A 17031-nucleotide genomic window follows, 5' to 3' on the forward strand; every position below is an offset into this window, starting at 1 on the left:
ATCAGTGGGGTGGGTATCGTAACCGGGAATATTCCTGCTGAAATCGGGCCGTTATGGAAATAAGAATAAAAACCAGGGATGAAGATTTGCTGCTGCGCCGGGAGGAATTAGGGGAGGGTCGAGGTGGCGTAGAGGCCTTTCAGGAAAAGCAGACCCGTATTGAACACAAGCAGATCGGCCTTATTGCCGATTACCAGATGACAACCGGAAATTTCCTGATCGCGCATTGTCAATTCGATCTTACGCAGCCTATCCAGCTGATCAAGGACGTTGAGGAAGAAGTAATCCAGCTGGACTTCGTTTTACGGGGCGATAGCCAGGCGCTGACTTCCGTGAAGGCTTGTTCGCAGTGCTTTTCGGCCGGTCAGCATAATATCTGTTACACCCCCTGCTCAACAAGCAGTTACGACTACTACACCACAGATCTGCCCCACGATTTCAGCGTGGTGATAATGCCCAAGGAAATTTATTTTCGCCTGTTGCCCCCTGGTAGTGCCCTGCACCGGCAATTTGTGAAGCAGATCAGCCAGCAGAAAGCCGCTTTCATGACGACCAGAAATCCACCTATTACAGCGGCTATGGACTGGTTGATTCGGGATATGCGCACCAGCCAGCGAACGGGTTCTCTGAAACGATTATTTGTGGAATCCCGGATAACGGAACTGCTGTTGCTTCAACTGGAGCAAATGCAGCTAATGCCTTCTGCCGCCCCGCCAACGAAGCGAGCCGATCAGAGTAAACTACACGCAGCCCGCGAGTTGCTGGATGCCTATTACCCTGCTTCGCCAACCATTGTTGAGCTAGCCAAACTCGTGGGGCTGAACGAGTTCACACTCAAACGCGGATTCAAAGCACAATTTGGTACGACCATTCTGGGCTACGTTACGCAACGGCGAATGGACGACGCCCGACGGTTTCTACTGGAGGGCGACAAGAGCATCAGCGAGATTTCATACTGGGTAGGATACAAAAATCCGGCTCATTTTACTGTTGCGTTCAAGCACTATTTTGGCGTATTACCCAGCTCCATCCGTACATCGGCAGACGGCACGGGGGACTAGTGTTAGTTTTTAGCGACGAAATAATCGTTTTTTGCCGGTTCATCATCTACTGACTAAAAACCCATGAACCCCTGGAGCCAGGTTCCCTACGCTGATTATGAACGCCACATGAACCACGAAACCGTTGGGCAACTAGCGTTGATGAGCGAGATTACGAACGAGAAAATGGAACAGCGCTACCCGCAGACGGTGGCCGTGTATGGGGCTTGCACGGGCAACGGCTTTGTTCATTTCGTGGAGGCCCGAACGGTGTATGCTGTGGATATTAACTCCAGCTATCTGGCCGTTTGTTACGAGCGCTACGAACCCATTCTGAATGAGCTGATTCTGGTACAGGCGGATATCAATCAGGATGCGGTGGCTATTCCACCCGAGTCGGTTGACCTGATCATCTGCCATTTGTTTCTGGAATACGTCGATCTGGAGCGGGCGTTTGCCAGTATCCGCCAAACACTCCGGCGGGGCGGCTTGCTGAATGTGGTGCTCCAGCGCAGCAACGATAGCGGCTGGGTTAGTAATACGGGCGTAACGACGCTTCAGCCCGTAGCCGCCATTGCCCGTGAGGTAGCCGAAGAGACCCTGTTGCAGCATACCGCCCCGGCGTTGCGTTTCGAGGGGCGACAGACATACCGGATGCCCAACGGCAAGAGTCTGATTTCGTATGATTTCGTAAAACAGTGAACCGGGTTTCTACGCGAAATTTTCGGGCAGTAAGTAAGATTCAGCCTGAGCAACTGTTGTTCCGGTGAGTAGTCAATGCAGAAAAACGGGTTTTATGGCAAGCTAAACCCAGTCCTGAAAAATGACGGCTTCCGACATAACGGCTCTGTTTTACCGATTCTCAACCGTGCGCGTGGGCGTTATCGGCGACTTTGCTCTCGATCTTTATTTTACCCTGCAAACCCAAACCGGCGAACGTTCGCTGGAAACCGACCGGGATGTGTTTTGGGGAAGTCACCCCCGCGCGTCGCTTGGTGCTGCGGGCAATGTTGTTCAGAATCTGATGGCGCTGGGCGTCGCCAATTGCCGGGTGATCGGTTGCGTAGGCGATGACCTGTTCGGCCGGGAAATGCGGCATCTGCTCGATACGCTTGGCGCTGATACGCAACACCTCTATACGGCTCGTGCCGGTTGGGATACGTGTGTGTATACCAAGCCAGCCGTGAATGGGCAAGAAGCGAACCGGGTCGATTTTGGCGTGTCCAATCAACTGAATGATAGTCTGTTCGCAACACTGATTGCGGGGTTGGAGCAGGCACTGACCGATCTGGATGTGGTGGTGGTCAATCAGCAGTTTGCCAGTCCGCTTCTGACCGAAAGCCGGGTGGCCGTTCTCAACGAATTGATTGCCCGTTTTCCGCACGTCTGTTTTCTGGCCGATATGCGCGATCTGGGTACGCAGGTGCGGGGCGCTACGCTGAAAGTGAATACAGCTGAACTGGCCCGTTTTTTACAGGTTAGCCTCCCCGAAACCCCTGACCTAGACTGGTGTAGCCAGTACGGAAACGTTCTGCGGGAGCGCTCTGACGGGCCATTGCTCATCACGCGCGGCCCGGCGGGCATGCTCTATCTGGATCAGCAGCATCGCTATCTGGCTGAGGGCCTGCCACTCCGGGGCGAGCTCGATACGGTTGGGGCCGGCGACACGGTGGTTGCGACCTGGGCCGCTTGCCTGGGGGCCGGAGCCACGCCCGACCAGGCGATACAAATTGCTAACCTGGCGGCTGCCGTAACCGTTCAGAAACGAAACCAGACGGGCACCGCCAGCCTCTCCGAAATTGTAGCCCTGAACTCAATCTACCAAAACCATGACTAACGAAACGCTGGGGCAGTGCCGTCAGGAACTGCATGCCCACCTTACCACCGAATTGCTGCCTTTCTGGACGGCCCGAACCGCCGATTACGTAAACGGGGGCTTTATTACGCACTTCGATGAGCATGGCCATGATTCGGGCGAGGACGAAAAATCACTGATTGCCCAGACCCGCTCCATCTATACGTATTCGTCGGCGCACCGGGCGGGTTATGGCGGGGGAGAAGCGGACACGAACTCGCTGGCCGATCTGGCCCGACACGGCGTCGATTACCTGCTGACGCGAATGTGGGATGAAGAACACGGCGGGTTTTACTGGATGACCAACCGAAAAGGAGACGTACTGAACGACCAGAAAGTAGTGTACGGGCAAAGCTTTGCCATCTATTGCCTGAGCGAGTACACCCTGGCAACGGGCGACCTTCGCGGGGTTGAGTACGCCGAAAAAGTATTTGATCTGTTGCAAAAATACGCGTCAGATACCTGCTACGGGGGCTATTTCGAGGTGTTCGACCACGCCTGGACGCTTAAAGGGCCTGGAGCCGCCGGGGGAAACCGGAAAACGCTTGATGCACACATGCACCTGATGGAAGCCTTCACCAGCCTGTACGAGTGTACCCGACAGCCTGTTCACCGCCGGAAGCTGCTGGAAGTTATAAACCTCCTGGTGAGCAAAATTATGCATCCCGTTTTTGGTACGGGTATACCACAGTTCTGGGCCGACTGGCGCGTGGCTCCCCAAATCAAATTCGACGTTATCTGGGGATGGGATCGCTTTACCGAAGATGGCGTTAAGCCGGAAGCCGAAGACAACACCAGCTATGGTCATAATGTGGAATTTGCCTGGTTATTGATTCATGCCCTCGACGTACTCGGTATTCCCTACGAAACCTACTTTAACCAGTTGCAGAAAGCGGTATCGCACGCGGCCGATTATGGGGTAGACTGGGAGTTTGGGGGCATTTATGTGGAAGGATCGCATAGCGGAACAGTATACGACCGGGAGAAAGAGTTCTGGCAGCAGGCCGAAGGGCTCATTGGATTTCTGGATGCTTACCGCACTTTCGGCGACGAAAAATACGGTAAAGCGTACGAGAATGTTCACCGGTTCGTGCTCGATAAACTGGTGAACCACGGTGTAGGGGAGTGGTGGCCGCTACTGACCCGACAGGGGGTGCCCATCTGGACGCACATGAGCCATTCCTGGAAAATCAATTACCATACCGTTCGATCAATGATTCAGTCGATTCGGCGGTTGGATGAATTACTAGAAAAGTCCAAAATAATGGTTGTATAATTTAATATTGTTCTGTATCTTGACTGATAACTAAACACTTATTGGTCATGAAAACGCTCCTTTTGGTAACTGCCCTGCTGCTGAGTTCCGTTGTGTGTGGGTTGGCCCAGGCCGACAACGATGCCATTAAACGTGTGTTGCGTAGTGAAACAGAGGGCTTCTTTAAGCGCGATAAAGCCGAGTGGTCGAATGCGTGGGCCCATACACCCTACATTCATTTTGCGGCCAACCTGTACGGGGGCGATTTTATGCTGGTGAAAGGCTGGGATAAGCTGGAGAAACAGTTTGCCAGTCAGTTCAAAAGCTCGAAAGTATCGGATAAGGTAACGGTGCAGAACTCGAACTATACCATTCACCAGAATGGAAACATGGCGTTTGTCGCCTACGATCAGACGCTCATCGATAGCCACGGCAAAACGACATCGAAAGAGTCGCGAACTGTCGAAAAAATTAACGGGCAGTGGAAGATCATTAATGTCACGGCGCTGACCAATCTGAAAAACTTCGGGCTGGCGCAGAATACGAAATGATGAGGTTATAAAAGATGAAGTCATAAAATAAGCCCTATCAGTCAGTTTCTGATAGGGCTTATTTTATGTTGAGCAATCCGGTCAGGGTCCAGTTAATGGCCAAACTGCTTGACCAGACCCTCCAGCGTTGTCAGGGACTGAACGCCCGACTGCCGCCAGACGATCTTGCCGTCTTTGAACAGAATCATGGTCGGGATGCTCCGAACCTGGTATTGCTGCGCAGCCGCCTGGGCTTTGTCGACATCAATTTTAATTACGCGCACCTTCTCGCCGGAGCGTTCGGTAAGCTGCTTCAGAATAGGCGCCTGCTGCTTGCAGGGCCCGCACCAGTCGGCATAAAAGTCAACCAGGACAGGTTTATCGCCGTTGATAAGGTCTTTAAACGATTGCTTGTTCATGATTGTAAAGATTGTTCAGTTACTGTTCCTCGTTTACAGGTTCATTCATAATTGTATGACCCATTTTATCGCGTTTTGTTCGCAGGTAACGTTCATTGTGCGGGTTAGACTGGATTTCGATGGGTACCGTATCGACAATTTCCAGCCCGTAACCCATCAGACCCGCCCGTTTCTTCGGGTTGTTCGAGATGAGCCGAAGTTTGCGAACGCCAAGATCGCGCAGGATCTGTGCCCCCACGCCATAATCGCGGGAGTCCATGGGTAGCCCCAGATCGAGGTTAGCCTCAACGGTGTCGCGACCCATTTCCTGAAGTTTATACGCTTTCAGTTTGTTGATCAGGCCAATGCCCCGGCCTTCCTGAAACATGTACACAACGATGCCTTTGCCTTCTGCTTCAACCATTTGCATGGAGGCCTGTAGTTGTGGTCCGCAATCGCAGCGACACGAGCCGAAAATGTCGCCCGTAACGCAGGACGAATGCACACGCACCAGCACCGGTTCATTGGGCTCCCAACTGCCTTTTATCAGAGCCAGGTGCGTATCGTCGGTGTTGCTTTGTTTGTAGGCGATCAGATCGAAATGACCCCAGGCGGTTGGCATATCAACGCCAATTTCGCGACGGATCAACGTTTCGGTGCGGAGTCTGTAGGCGATCAGATCCTGAATGCTGACGAGCTTCATCCCGAACCGGTCGGCCAGTACGCGGAGTTCCGGCAGGCGGGCCATCGTACCGTCTTCGTTCAGCACTTCGATCAACACCCCCACCGGCGACAAACCCGCTAATTTGGCCAGATCGACGGCGGCTTCGGTATGTCCGGCCCGGCGGATAACCCCGCCTTCTACAGCGCGTAAGGGGAAAATATGACCAGGTCTGCCCAAATCATCGGGTGTTGTGTTTGGGTCTACCAGCGCCTGAATGGTCTTGGCGCGATCCGATGCAGAAATGCCTGTTGTACAGCCGTTTCCGAGCAAATCAACCGACACCGTAAACGGCGTTGTGTGAACAGACGTGTTGCTGGTCACCATCATATCTAACCCCAGTTCGTCGCAACGTTCCTGAGTAAGCGGAGCACACATCAGGCCACGGGCCTCGCGAACCATGAAATTAACCATTTCGGGGGTTATCATCTCGGCCGCGCAGATCATGTCGCCCTCATTTTCGCGATCTTCATCATCGACCACCAGCACAATTTTGCCCGCCTTGATGTCGGCGATAGCGTCTTCAATACGATCCAGCCGGATAGGATTTGGCTCGATGGCATTCCCCGGATTTTGGGTGGTGGTTTCAGAGTTGGTACTATTATTGCTCATCTTTTTGGTTGATGCGTGTCTGTGCAGGTATCTTTAAGGCGCAGTAAGTCCGCTCGATTTTGAATGGAAAACTGATTTTAAGAAAGATACGTTTCGCGGGATGCGAAAATGTCAACTAAGGCCGTTTTCAGGTATAGAACCGACTTATATACGAACGATAAAAATCTACTCTTCGTGCGAATTTTACGACTGTGGCTGACTGGAGTAAGAGTGAATGCTGGCTGGTTAGCTGGTTTGTTAATGGTTGCCTGCATCTCCCTTATTGAACCTGTTTTTGCTCAAGATTCTAACAATAATTACTGCATAGACCCAAAAGGTGCTGCCACAGGTGGTTTTCAACTCGACAAGGTTAGAATTTGTGTTGGAACTGCCGTTCAAGTTGTAGGTGGTGTGCCCGCAGGTATGCTCAACATTGGCTATATAAAAGAATACGATGGTAAAGGAATACCTGCCAACTTTGAATTAGGTCCTAGTTTTCAATACTCTAAACCTGGGTCATTTACTATTTTGCAAGTAGGCACCATTAATGGAACACGGGCCTTAGCTTGTCAAACCATTACGGTATTACCCCTTGATCAAATCAAATTTACTGTTCAGGCCTGCGTAGGACGAAAAGCTACGGTGAAGGCAGACCCTTCAACGTTAGGCCAATATGATAGCTATACTATTCGATGGGGCGACGGTAAGTTAAGTGATCCGTTGAGTAAGGCCGATATGCTGGCAAACCCCACTCATACGTATAGTTCGGATTACAGTAATGTAACGATAACCGTTCAGGGAAGATACGGTAGCGCGACAACGCCTGTTTGTGAATCCCCAACCACCGGCCAGCCTGTTTCGTTGTTAACGGCCGCCACCCAACCCGTTATTACCGCGCTGACAACAACCAGCGATAAAGCGATTGAGATAAAATATCAGACCAACACGGGTAGTTCTATCGAGCTTTTTCAGAAGGTTAACGGAACTTACACTGCAACAGGTCAGAAGGGTTCGGACATTGGCACTTTCACCGTCCAAACGGATGCTAAGCAGGTACAATGTTTTCAACTCGTAGCGCAGGATGCCTGTACCAGTACGGCTTCGTCTAAATCAGATGAAGTGTGTAGTCTGGTTCTGGATGTGCAGGCGGCCAACAAACAGAACAACCTGAAATGGCAACCCTACGCTGGTATATTGTCTGGCAACTCGCAACTTCGTTACTACCGCATTACCCGAAACAATGCTCCCCTTGGCGGAACAATAACTGATGCGCGCATCAGCACTTTTTCGGATGCGGCTGCAATTGAGTGCGGCACTCAATACTGCTATTCGATTGCCGCTACTATCTCGGGCGTTGGGCAAACGATTGTTACCTCGGCTCCCGTTTGTGTAAATGGCATCAATGGCGATGCGCCGGGTGATGTCGGTACCGTACTTGTTTCCGTTGAAGAGAGTCATCCGCGTCTGGTTACCGCGCCACCCACCGCTATTGGACCAACGGACAGTTATACCATGATTGTGAGCCGGGCATCGGGGCCGTCGGGAAGTTTCCAGCCGGTTGCGTCTCTCGATCGGAAGAGCACCTACACGGACGAAAGCGCCGATCCATCGTCGGGTTCCTACTGTTACCAGGTCACGTATCAGAACGGTTGTGGCCTGCAATCGAACCCATCCGCAACGGTTTGTTCCGTCTTTCTACAGGCCAAAACAGCCACGGGCATTGACTGGAATGCAGATTCCCCGTTTACGCCCGAGACCGTTGCCAGCTACACTCTGGAGGTGATCAATGACTCGGACGGGTCAAGACAGGAAATTACGGCAGGCACCAATACCCACTACGATCCTGATCCGAACGACCCGAATCTGCAATCGCAGAAATACCGGATCATTGCCGTTTCAACTGGTGGAACCATTAGTTATTCCAATTATTACACCTTCCGTCGGGAAGCCCGCATCCTCATTCCGGATGCGTTTACGCCCAATGGCGATGGCATGAATGATTCGTTTGTACCAAAGGGCATTTACGTCGATCAGTTCACGATGAACATTTACAGTCGCTGGGGGGAAGTGGTGTACAGCACAACGGATAAAAGCCAGGGATGGGATGGTAAAATCGGCGGACAGGAGGCCGCACCGGGCCAGTATATGTACCGCATTGATGTTGTCGACCTGACGGGTCAGAAAACTGTTCGTACCGGTGCGTTGTTACTGATACGATAAAGCAAAACAAGTTGTCGGCCACAGAGTACATGCTTTTGAGAAAGCTTTATGGTGACTAACTTGCCCGCCGACAATGGTAGACTTAACCCAATAAGCGTATGAACATGATGGATATGTTCGGGAAGATGAAAGAAGTTCAATCCCGAATGAAAGATGCCCAGGAAACCCTTAGTGCTGTAACGGAAACGGGTGAATCGGGCGCAGGTCTGGTAAAAGTGACGGTGAACGGGCTGAAAAACGTCCTGAAAGTCGAAATCGACCCCGATCTGATCAAAACGAGCGATAACCCGGCTGCCGACCGTGAAATGCTGCAGGATCTTATTGTCGCTGCCACCAACAAAGCGATGGGCAATGTCGAAACAAAAGCGCGCGAACACCTGAAGCAGGCTACCGAAGGGTTGCTGCCCAATATTCCCGGTCTCAATCTGGATGGGTTAATGTAGGAAAGTGTTCGTAGTTTTACGGTTTATCGTTTACGGTTTTTGGCCCGACAGAAAACCAGAAACCGTAAACCGTAAATTATAAACGACAAACCCGTTCCGTGGATACCCTTGCCATTGTCATATTGAATTACAACGGGCAACCGTTTCTGGCCAACTTTCTTCCTGCAATACTTGCCAATGCCGATGGCCATCCGGTTTACGTGGCCGACAGTGCTTCCGTCGATTCGTCAGTGCCGTTTATCCGGGCCAATTTCCCCACTGTCCGCGTTATTGAGTTACCCCGAAACGAAGGCTATGCCGGTGGCTACAATAGGGCCCTCGAACACATTCGGACACAGTATGGGGGCGCCACGTACTACGTTCTCCCCAATTCCGATATTGAGGTAACGCCGGGCTGGCTATCGCCCATGCTGGCCCTGCTGGAGACCAACCCCCGGATTGCTGCCTGCCAGCCCAAAATTCGATCGTACGAGGAACGTGCCCTGTTCGAGCATGCCGGGGCAGCCGGTGGATTCGTCGACTGGCTTGGGTACGTGTTTTGCCGGGGTCGGGTTTTCGCCACCTTCGAAGCCGATACCGGGCAGTACAACGACAACCGGCCCGTGTTCTGGGCTACGGGGGCCTGCCTGTTCATGCGGGCGTCCGTGTTTCATCAGACGGGGGGATTCGATGCTTCCTTCTTTGCGCACATGGAAGAAATTGACTGGTGCTGGCGCATACAGCGGCTGGGCCATGAGGTGTGGGCGTGTGGTCAGTCCGTGGTGTATCACGTCGGCGGGGGAACGCTGCCCAAATCGAATCCGCATAAGACGTACCTCAACTACCGGAACAGCCTGTTCATGCTGTATAAAAACTGGCCTGCCGATGGCTGGTTATGGCCTAAACTATTGCTGCGGTTAGTGCTTGACGGGGCGTCTTCTCTTTTATTTCTGAAGGTCGGTCAATGGGCCGATATTTGGGCGATTGTCCGCGCTCACTTTGCGTTCTATGGTCAGTTACCGCGCCTGCATCAGCAGCGAAACATATTGAAGCAGCAGCAAACGAAAGAAGTCGCTCTGTATCCACATAGTGTGGTCTGGCAGTACTTCGCGGAAAACAAGAAAACGTTTAAAGAGATGTAAGAAGTAGTGTATATGATGTATGATATAGTATATATAATGGCTTGTGTGTGATGTATTATGTGGGATATATTTTATAGCTAAAGCAAGCACTATATATCATACACCATATAGACTACATCCTACATAGTTTATCACAGTTCCCAAATAGTTGGGTGCGCGTGGCGACGCAAATGTTTGCTCATTTCCAGCCAAAACGCCATAATTAAATACAAAATGACGGGCGAACCCAGTGTAAGGAACGACGTATAAATAAAATATAATCGAATACTGCTGGCTGAAATATTCATTTTCTCGCCTAGTCGTGAGCAGACGCCAAAAGCCTGACTCTCAACGAAATATCTGATCTTGTTCATGCCTTTAGTTTGCGAAGTCTGTATAGATGTATTAATCGTCATTTACGGAAATTAACGGGAAGTATTAATAGAATGTTTGCCGTTTACACAAAATGCCAATACAAAGGGAGTGAAACTAGCTAAAAAAAGGATGAAATCTACTTGAAGTCGAAACATTTTTCTTTTCTTTGTGGTGTAACGACGTTGACGGTTCATGCAAGCTACCTTCGTTTTTACGACGACAAATCTCGCTGATTTTTAACAATGTATCTCAACTATTCAGATATCCTGACGTTTGGTTGGCAGTTTTGTTAGTAACTGACCCTTTAAGTTTTTAATTGTTAAATTGTTTAAGTTTTATGCAAACAGGTGTAGTAAAATTCTTTAACGAAAGTAAGGGTTACGGATTCATTGTTGAAGACGATACCAACCGGGACATTTTCGTCCACATCACTGGTCTGAATGGGGTTACCATTCGCGAAAAAGATCGGGTGCAGTTTGAAGTGGTTGACGGCAAGAAAGGACTAAACGCCGTAAAGGTGAAAAAGATAGATTCGGAATATTAGGTCTACAGCGCGTCTTTACTGAAACATATAACCCTCATCTGCTGTCAGACGAGGGTTTTTTATGATCAGGATTTATAGCGTTTAGTTCTGGCCCAGCCAGCCTTTGACTTCATCGAGAGTTGGCATTTTAGCGTCTAACTTCAGCTTCTTGCGAACACCGCCCAAATCGTTGAACAGTTTGTTTGGGTTAGCGGCCTGAAGCAGGTCTACCGTCATAAAGCCAAGTTTCTGTACGGCCGGAACCCACTCGGCCGGAACCCCCGCCGAAACGAAATCGCTTTCGTCAGATTGCTCCTGTTTCTTTTCGGGGCGCATCTGCGGGAAAAACAGCACATCCTGAATCGACGCCTGGTTGGTCATGATCATGGCCAGCCGGTCGATGCCCAGACCTACGCCCGCCGTGGGTGGCATGCCGTATTCGAGTGCACGCAGAAAGTCTTCATCCAGCATCATGGCTTCCTCATCACCGCGTTCGGCTAGGCGCAACTGCTCCTCAAACCGCTCGCGCTGGTCGATGGGGTCGTTGAGCTCAGAGTACGCGTTGGCAATTTCTTTCCCGTTGCAGATCGCTTCAAAGCGCTCAACAAGGCCCGCTTTGCTCCGGTGCTTCTTGGTCAGGGGCGACATCTCAACGGGGTAATCTGTAATGAATGTCGGCTGGATCAGGTTGGGTTCGCAGGCATCGCCGAACAGCTCGTCAATCAGTTTCGACTTGCCCATCGTGCTGTCTACGTTAATGCCCCGGCCTTCGGCTACCTGCCGAAGTTCCGCTTCATCCATCGCCGATACGTCCACGCCCGTGTATTCCTGAATGGCTTCGAACATGGTTAGCCGTTTCCAGGGGCGTTTGAAGTCGATCACGTTTTCGCCGACTGTTACCTTGGTGGTGCCCGCCACATCGAGTGCTACCTTCTCGACCATCTCTTCGATGGTGTCCATCATCCAGAGATAATCCTTGTAAGCTACGTAGAACTCGACCTGCGTAAATTCCGGGTTGTGTGTGCGGTCCATGCCTTCGTTCCGAAAGTCCTTGGCAAACTCGAATACACCGTCGTAGCCGCCCACGATCAGGCGTTTCAGGTACAGCTCGTTGGCAATCCGCATGTACAGCTTCATGTCGAGCGAGTTGTGATGCGTCTGAAAAGGTCGCGCCGTCGCCCCTCCATGAATGGGTTGTAAAATGGGCGTTTCCACCTCCAGATAGCCTTTTTCGCTCAGAAACTGCCGGATTGAGTTGACCAGTTTGGTGCGTTTGATGAACACATCGCGCACCTGTGGATTCACGATCAGGTCTACGTAACGCTGGCGGTAACGTTGCTCCGGATCGGTAAAGGCGTCGTAGGTTTCTTTTTCGCCCTGCTCGTTCACCACTTCCTTCACAACGGGCAGTGGCCGCAACGCTTTATTTAAAAGTTTAAACTCGCTGACGTAAACCGACAGCTCGCCGGTTTTGGTCGAGAACACATACCCCCGTACCCCAACGATGTCGCCGATGTCGAGTAGCTTTTTGAAGACCGTGTTGTATAATGTCTTGTCTTCACCGGGGCACAGGTCATCCCGCCGGAAATAAAGTTGCAGCCGCCCGGTCGAGTCCTGCATCTCGGCGAAGGACGCGCTGCCCATGATGCGGAAGCCCATAAGCCTGCCCGCCAGCTGAACATTACCCCAGCGTTCATCGCCGGAGAGATTCTGTTCCGGCTCAATATCCGTACCGGGGCCGCCCGGCTGAAACTGCGCCCGTATGTCGGCAATGGTTGTGTTTACGTCAAATAACTCGGCGGGGTAGGGGTCAATGCCCATCCGCATTAATTCTTCGCGCTTTTGTCGGCGATTTATTTCCTGTTCACTCAGCAGCATGGTCGTCAATGAGTCGGTCAGCCAAAAAGCCAACCCGTATTTTAAGGGGCAAAAATAGTGAAAAGGATTGGCGTTTACAGGGATAGCGATTGGTGGGGCCGTGAATACCGTCATTTAGTTTCTCGCTGTGTGAGAACGATCGGGCAGAGCCGCTGGTGGACCCGCCCGACCGTTCCCACAATTTTTGCGAAGCAGAACGAAACGGTTGCTATCATTGTGCTATCAAAATGATACTACTTAGTTGAATTAACATTTACAGCCATGCAGGAGAAAGAGCTTACGTCTGTTTCGGGGTACATTTTTGTGATAGGTGCTCTGGTTTGTTTTGGTTTCGCTGCCCTGGCGGCTGCCTACAATGGGGTTTTGCTGGCCATACTGCTGGCATTTGCGGGTTCTTTTATTCTGAAAGGTATCGTTATTATTTACCCGAAAGAAGGTATGACGGCCACCTTTTTCGGTGATTATGTGGGTACGATTAAAGAAACGGGACTTCGTTGGGTCAATCCCTTATACAACAAAGTCAAGATTAGCCTGCGGGCCCGTAACCTGAACGGACAGACATTGAAAGTAAATGACAAGATGGGTAATCCGGTCGAAATTGCGGCTGTGGTTGTCTGGCAGGTGAAAGATACAGCCAAGGCCTTGTTCGAGGTAGATAACTACGTGAACTTCGTCCAGATTCAGTCGGAAGCCGCCGTGCGAAAACTAGCCAATTCGTACGCCTACGACCATATGGAAGACGAAACCTCATCGGTTACCCTGCGCGATAGCACCGGTCAAATCAACGTGTTTCTGGAAGAGGAACTGAATGAACGGCTCGAACGGGCAGGGGTCGATATTATCGAAGCCCGTGTCAGTCACCTGGCCTATTCTTCCGAAATTGCCGGGGCTATGCTACAACGGCAACAGGCGTCGGCTATGATTGCGGCTCGTCGACTGATCGTTGAAGGAGCGGTGGGCATGGTAGAGCTGGCCCTGGAGCGCCTGGAAAAAAATGGCGTTATTTCCCTGGACGAAGAGCGGAAGGCGGCTATGGTCAGTAACCTGCTGGTTGTTCTTTGCGGAGAGAAGTCGGTTAGCCCGGTCGTCAATGCGGGAACGTTGTATAATTAAAAAGGAGTTGGGAGCGGGGAGTAAGGAGCCATTCGTCGGCATTGATAGGCGCCAGCGACTCCTCGCTTCTCACTCCTCGCTTTTAGCCCCTAAAAGATGGCTGCTGAAAAAAAAGCATTTGTCCTGCGCATTCAACCCGAAACGCTGAAAGAGCTGGAGCGCTGGGCGCAGGAGGAGTTTCGGAGCGTAAATGGACAGATTGAGTATTTGCTGAACGACGCTTTACGCAAGCGAAAAAAAACGAAGGCCAACCCGGCCGACGGTGGCCCATTGGCGGGACCTGGCGAGTAGTTGCTTTGGGCGGATTTACCGCTGCGAAGCGGTCACCAGTTCACCGATCAGTCGTATGCCGTCTAACGTCAATGACGGAACAATATCCGTAAATACGTCCTGCAACGAAGGGATCCGGCCCGACAAACCACCCGTGGCTACGGCTATACAGTCGCCGTGCAGTTCGGTCTGAATCCGGCCAACGAGCGACCGTACTAACCCCTCGTACCCTAAAATAACGCCCGCCTGGATGGCGTGGGTCGTGCTGGTGCCGAGCGCCGACGCAGGTACTTCGATCGGTACCTCGGGCAATTGAGCCGTATTAGCAAACAGCGAGCGAATGGCCGTTTTCAGGCCGGGGGCAATCGCTACCCCCAGGAGTTTACCTTCCGCCGATACCGTCGTAAAAGTCAGGGCCGTGCCAAAATCGACCACTACGCAGGTTCGTTGGTAACGTGTGTAGGCGGCCAGCGCATTGGCAACCAGATCCGCCCCAATTTCGTGCGGACGCAGCACGTCAATCGGTAGAAGCGGGTACACCCCCGGCCCGACAACAACCGGCTCATGCCCGAATAAGTCCGTCAGCATGACGCGCATGGCTGGCGTCAGGTCGGGTACCACGCTGCTCAGGACGGTTGTTTCGATCGCACTGATCGGAATACCGGCTTCGAGTAACCACAGCCGCAGCCGATGCTCGTAGGCTTGGGCGAGCTCATCGCGCCGGAGGTTCGGCGTTCCGACGGGTGTTCGCCAAATGTACTGCCAGGTAGTTGAGGAATAAAGTCCGAAAACGGCGTCGGTATTGCCAATATCAACAATAATCTGCACGAGCAATGGGGGTAATTATCGGGCGAAGTAAGGGTAAAAACGGCACATTCGCACCCTGTCGACACCGTCAACCGGGTGGGCTGGCGCTCGAATGGCTCAGAACGGCGCTTTTTTAGGCTTTATCGTCATGAAATCTTTCAGGTAAAACGGCTCGAACGTAGCCACATCCTCAAACTGCTGCTGACTGAAGGCTTCCAGCGCAAGCTGACCAATGGTGCGGGCCGAAGGCAGGACTACAGAAGCCGGGAAAATGGCACTTGGATGAACGCCCAGCGTGGGGCGGCATTTTTCGGCCCCGTCACCAAAGAAAACGATTGGCCTCTCCGTTAATTGGTCGGTGAACGACTGTTCGTCAATGATTTTGGCCGCTGTCGGCTGAACTTCCTGCCCACTGGTATCGTAAAGGGCGCAGTAAACCTCCATCCGCCGGGCGTCGATCATGGGGCAAAGCAAGTGATTTTCCGGAAAGTAGGCCCGAACTTGTTCCGCCATAGCCGTCAGGGTATTTACGGCCAGCAATGGTTTATCCAGGGCAAAGCAAAGTCCCTTTGCCGTCGAGACGCTGATCCGTAAGCCCGTGTAGGAACCCGGCCCCTTTGCCACCGCCACCGCATCCAGTTCCCTGAGGGTGTAACCAGCCTGCCCGACGAGGTCGTTGATGAGTGTTGTGAGCATGGCCGAGGAGGTCCGTTCGATAAATAGTTCGTAACAGCCGAGCAATGCGGGGGGCAACGAGTCGTTCTGACGATGCAGGGCAACGGAACAAACGGTGGTAGATGTATCGAGGGAAAGAAGGAGAGCCATAAGCCTGAAAAGCGAAACAGGGACCAAAGTAAGTCTCGCCGGAAGAATTAACAAAACAGACGCGCTCATTGCCCAAAAGAAAGCCGGGAAATGGCCCGTCTGGGTACGTTTAAGCCAATCCTTAAGTAACTCACTCCTTGAATAGACCGCTTGTCGGTAAACCAAATGAACCGTACGACGACGATGTGAAACTTTTTTAAGACAAAGGTGTGTGCGTCGAGCCCTGTTCATTATCGGGTACGAATACCGAAAATATTAATTATAAATGTCAAATCAATTTGACTAAATCACCGAGAACCGTGTTAATTATAGTCAGGTACTTAAAATAAATAGTTATTTTAAGGTGACTTTTTGTTAACTATAAATTCTACATTAGTAGTAAGTATCTAATGTTGCCTCCGATCATAGATGGAAAAAATTAGAAGAAACCGCGCAGAAACCACACAGCGCATCGTAAATGCCCTCGAAGACGTATTGGCTGAGCAGGGTCTTGAAGGTGCCAGAATCAATCAGATCGCTGAAAAAGCCGGCATTAGTAAGGTGCTAATCTACCGTTACTTCGGTGGTCTGGATGGATTGATGGAATATTATGTGCGTATGGGGCGGATGTTCCCACAGTTCACACCAGCCATGCTGGATCAAATTCGCCCAATCCATCAAGACGATCTGGCGAAGGTGTGGTACCGACAGGCTATTCAGATGTTCCGTTACATGCGGACGTCGAAAGCTGCTCGTGAAGTATTAAAGGCGAATGTTGTTGAGAACGATCCAACTGCCGATGTAATCAGCAAAGCACAGGACGATGAGCTGATGCGGTTGGTTAACCAGCTTTCGTTTATTGAAGGGCCGGATATTCAGGCCGTTTCAGCGGTAATGCTGGGTGCTTTATCCTATCTGACTATTCAGGCTCAAAATAACCACACCATGGTTGGTATTGATCTGCGGAGCGAACAGGGATGGCAACGAATTGAGGGAGCCGTTAAGGTAATTTATCTGGCTCTGAATAAAATGGCCGTTGATTCGCAGGCCGTAAAACTGAGTGCTCAGGCAAAAGCCCAGCCGGCAAGTCAATGGTAAAAGCGCTGCC

General features: G+C 51.5%; 18 protein-coding genes. 12 read left to right on the forward strand and 6 right to left on the reverse strand.

The features are described from left to right. Positions 1-53: 53 nt before the first annotated feature. The 5 genes from ACYU87_RS23125 to ACYU87_RS23145 all read left to right on the forward strand — a co-directional run bounded on the left by ACYU87_RS23125 (position 54) and on the right by ACYU87_RS23145 (position 4701). The gene (locus tag ACYU87_RS23125) at positions 54-1061 is read left to right on the forward strand and encodes a helix-turn-helix transcriptional regulator (RefSeq protein ID WP_461136480.1); all 1008 of its coding nucleotides are present in this window, start codon (positions 54-56) and stop codon (positions 1059-1061) included. A 63-nt stretch (positions 1062-1124) separates the two neighbouring features. Further along, entirely contained in the window at positions 1125-1742 is a 618-nt protein-coding gene (locus ACYU87_RS23130; RefSeq protein WP_461136481.1) for a class I SAM-dependent methyltransferase, read from the forward strand. Between the two features lie 121 nt (positions 1743-1863). After that, complete coding sequence (locus ACYU87_RS23135; RefSeq protein ID WP_461136482.1) at positions 1864-2877, forward strand: bifunctional heptose 7-phosphate kinase/heptose 1-phosphate adenyltransferase; 1014 nt, start codon at positions 1864-1866, stop codon at positions 2875-2877. After that, the gene (locus ACYU87_RS23140; RefSeq protein WP_461136483.1) at positions 2870-4171 is read left to right on the forward strand and encodes an AGE family epimerase/isomerase; all 1302 of its coding nucleotides are present in this window, start codon (positions 2870-2872) and stop codon (positions 4169-4171) included. The genes ACYU87_RS23135 and ACYU87_RS23140 overlap by 8 nt, the downstream gene beginning before the upstream one ends. 47 nt (positions 4172-4218) lie before the next feature. After that, the gene (locus tag ACYU87_RS23145; RefSeq protein WP_461136484.1) at positions 4219-4701 is read left to right on the forward strand and encodes a hypothetical protein; all 483 of its coding nucleotides are present in this window, start codon (positions 4219-4221) and stop codon (positions 4699-4701) included. A gap of 92 nt (positions 4702-4793) precedes the next feature. Here the strand turns inward: ACYU87_RS23145 and trxA are convergent, their stop codons facing one another. Together trxA and ACYU87_RS23155 are read right to left on the reverse strand one after the other, a co-directional pair. Next, on the reverse strand, positions 4794-5099 hold the full coding sequence (gene trxA / locus ACYU87_RS23150) for a thioredoxin (protein ID WP_461136485.1): 306 nt from the start codon (positions 5097-5099) through the stop codon (positions 4794-4796). Positions 5100-5118: 19 nt separating this feature from the next. Beyond that, positions 5119-6411 carry a bifunctional 3,4-dihydroxy-2-butanone-4-phosphate synthase/GTP cyclohydrolase II gene (locus ACYU87_RS23155; protein WP_461136486.1) on the reverse strand — a complete coding sequence of 431 codons (1293 nt, stop codon included), beginning with the start codon at positions 6409-6411 and terminating at the stop codon, positions 5119-5121. Positions 6412-6918: 507 nt separating this feature from the next. Between ACYU87_RS23155 and ACYU87_RS23160 the strand changes: the two genes are divergently transcribed. The 3 genes from ACYU87_RS23160 to ACYU87_RS23170 all read left to right on the forward strand — a co-directional run bounded on the left by ACYU87_RS23160 (position 6919) and on the right by ACYU87_RS23170 (position 10174). Continuing rightward, positions 6919-8610, forward strand: coding sequence for a T9SS type B sorting domain-containing protein (locus ACYU87_RS23160; RefSeq protein ID WP_461136487.1), 1692 nt, complete (start codon positions 6919-6921; stop codon positions 8608-8610). Positions 8611-8708: 98 nt separating this feature from the next. Beyond that, positions 8709-9053, forward strand: a complete 345-nt coding sequence (locus ACYU87_RS23165; protein WP_461136488.1) for a YbaB/EbfC family nucleoid-associated protein — start codon at positions 8709-8711, stop codon at positions 9051-9053. Positions 9054-9151: 98 nt separating this feature from the next. Then, positions 9152-10174: a glycosyltransferase family 2 protein gene (locus ACYU87_RS23170; RefSeq protein WP_461136489.1), complete on the forward strand. Its 1023-nt coding sequence runs from the start codon at positions 9152-9154 to the stop codon at positions 10172-10174. Between the two features lie 131 nt (positions 10175-10305). Here the strand turns inward: ACYU87_RS23170 and ACYU87_RS23175 are convergent, their stop codons facing one another. Beyond that, positions 10306-10527 carry a PspC domain-containing protein gene (locus ACYU87_RS23175; RefSeq protein ID WP_461136490.1) on the reverse strand — a complete coding sequence of 74 codons (222 nt, stop codon included), beginning with the start codon at positions 10525-10527 and terminating at the stop codon, positions 10306-10308. A 338-nt stretch (positions 10528-10865) separates the two neighbouring features. Here ACYU87_RS23175 and ACYU87_RS23180 point away from each other — a divergent pair, with 338 nt between their 5' ends. After that, positions 10866-11072 (forward strand): cold-shock protein, encoded by a 207-nt coding sequence (locus ACYU87_RS23180; RefSeq protein WP_461136491.1) that lies wholly within the window; start codon positions 10866-10868, stop codon positions 11070-11072. 81 nt (positions 11073-11153) lie between these two features. Here the strand turns inward: ACYU87_RS23180 and lysS are convergent, their stop codons facing one another. Next, a complete protein-coding gene (gene lysS, locus ACYU87_RS23185) occupies positions 11154-12929 on the reverse strand; it encodes a lysine--tRNA ligase (RefSeq protein WP_461136541.1) in 1776 nt (591 codons plus the stop codon). 261 nt (positions 12930-13190) lie between these two features. Here lysS and ACYU87_RS23190 point away from each other — a divergent pair, with 261 nt between their 5' ends. Together ACYU87_RS23190 and ACYU87_RS23195 are read left to right on the forward strand one after the other, a co-directional pair. Next, positions 13191-14042 (forward strand): SPFH domain-containing protein, encoded by an 852-nt coding sequence (locus ACYU87_RS23190; RefSeq protein WP_461136492.1) that lies wholly within the window; start codon positions 13191-13193, stop codon positions 14040-14042. A gap of 96 nt (positions 14043-14138) precedes the next feature. Continuing rightward, positions 14139-14333, forward strand: coding sequence for a type II toxin-antitoxin system antitoxin (locus tag ACYU87_RS23195; RefSeq protein ID WP_461136493.1), 195 nt, complete (start codon positions 14139-14141; stop codon positions 14331-14333). 15 nt (positions 14334-14348) lie between these two features. Here the strand turns inward: ACYU87_RS23195 and ACYU87_RS23200 are convergent, their stop codons facing one another. Then, entirely contained in the window at positions 14349-15140 is a 792-nt protein-coding gene (locus ACYU87_RS23200; RefSeq protein ID WP_461136494.1) for a type III pantothenate kinase, read from the reverse strand. Positions 15141-15236: 96 nt separating this feature from the next. Next, a complete protein-coding gene (tsaB, locus tag ACYU87_RS23205) occupies positions 15237-15944 on the reverse strand; it encodes a tRNA (adenosine(37)-N6)-threonylcarbamoyltransferase complex dimerization subunit type 1 TsaB (protein ID WP_461136495.1) in 708 nt (235 codons plus the stop codon). 408 nt (positions 15945-16352) lie between these two features. Between tsaB and ACYU87_RS23210 the strand changes: the two genes are divergently transcribed. Beyond that, on the forward strand, positions 16353-17021 hold the full coding sequence (locus ACYU87_RS23210) for a TetR/AcrR family transcriptional regulator (protein ID WP_461136496.1): 669 nt from the start codon (positions 16353-16355) through the stop codon (positions 17019-17021). The last annotated feature ends 10 nt before the right edge of the window (positions 17022-17031 follow it).

This window comes from Spirosoma lituiforme, from assembly GCF_054776635.1.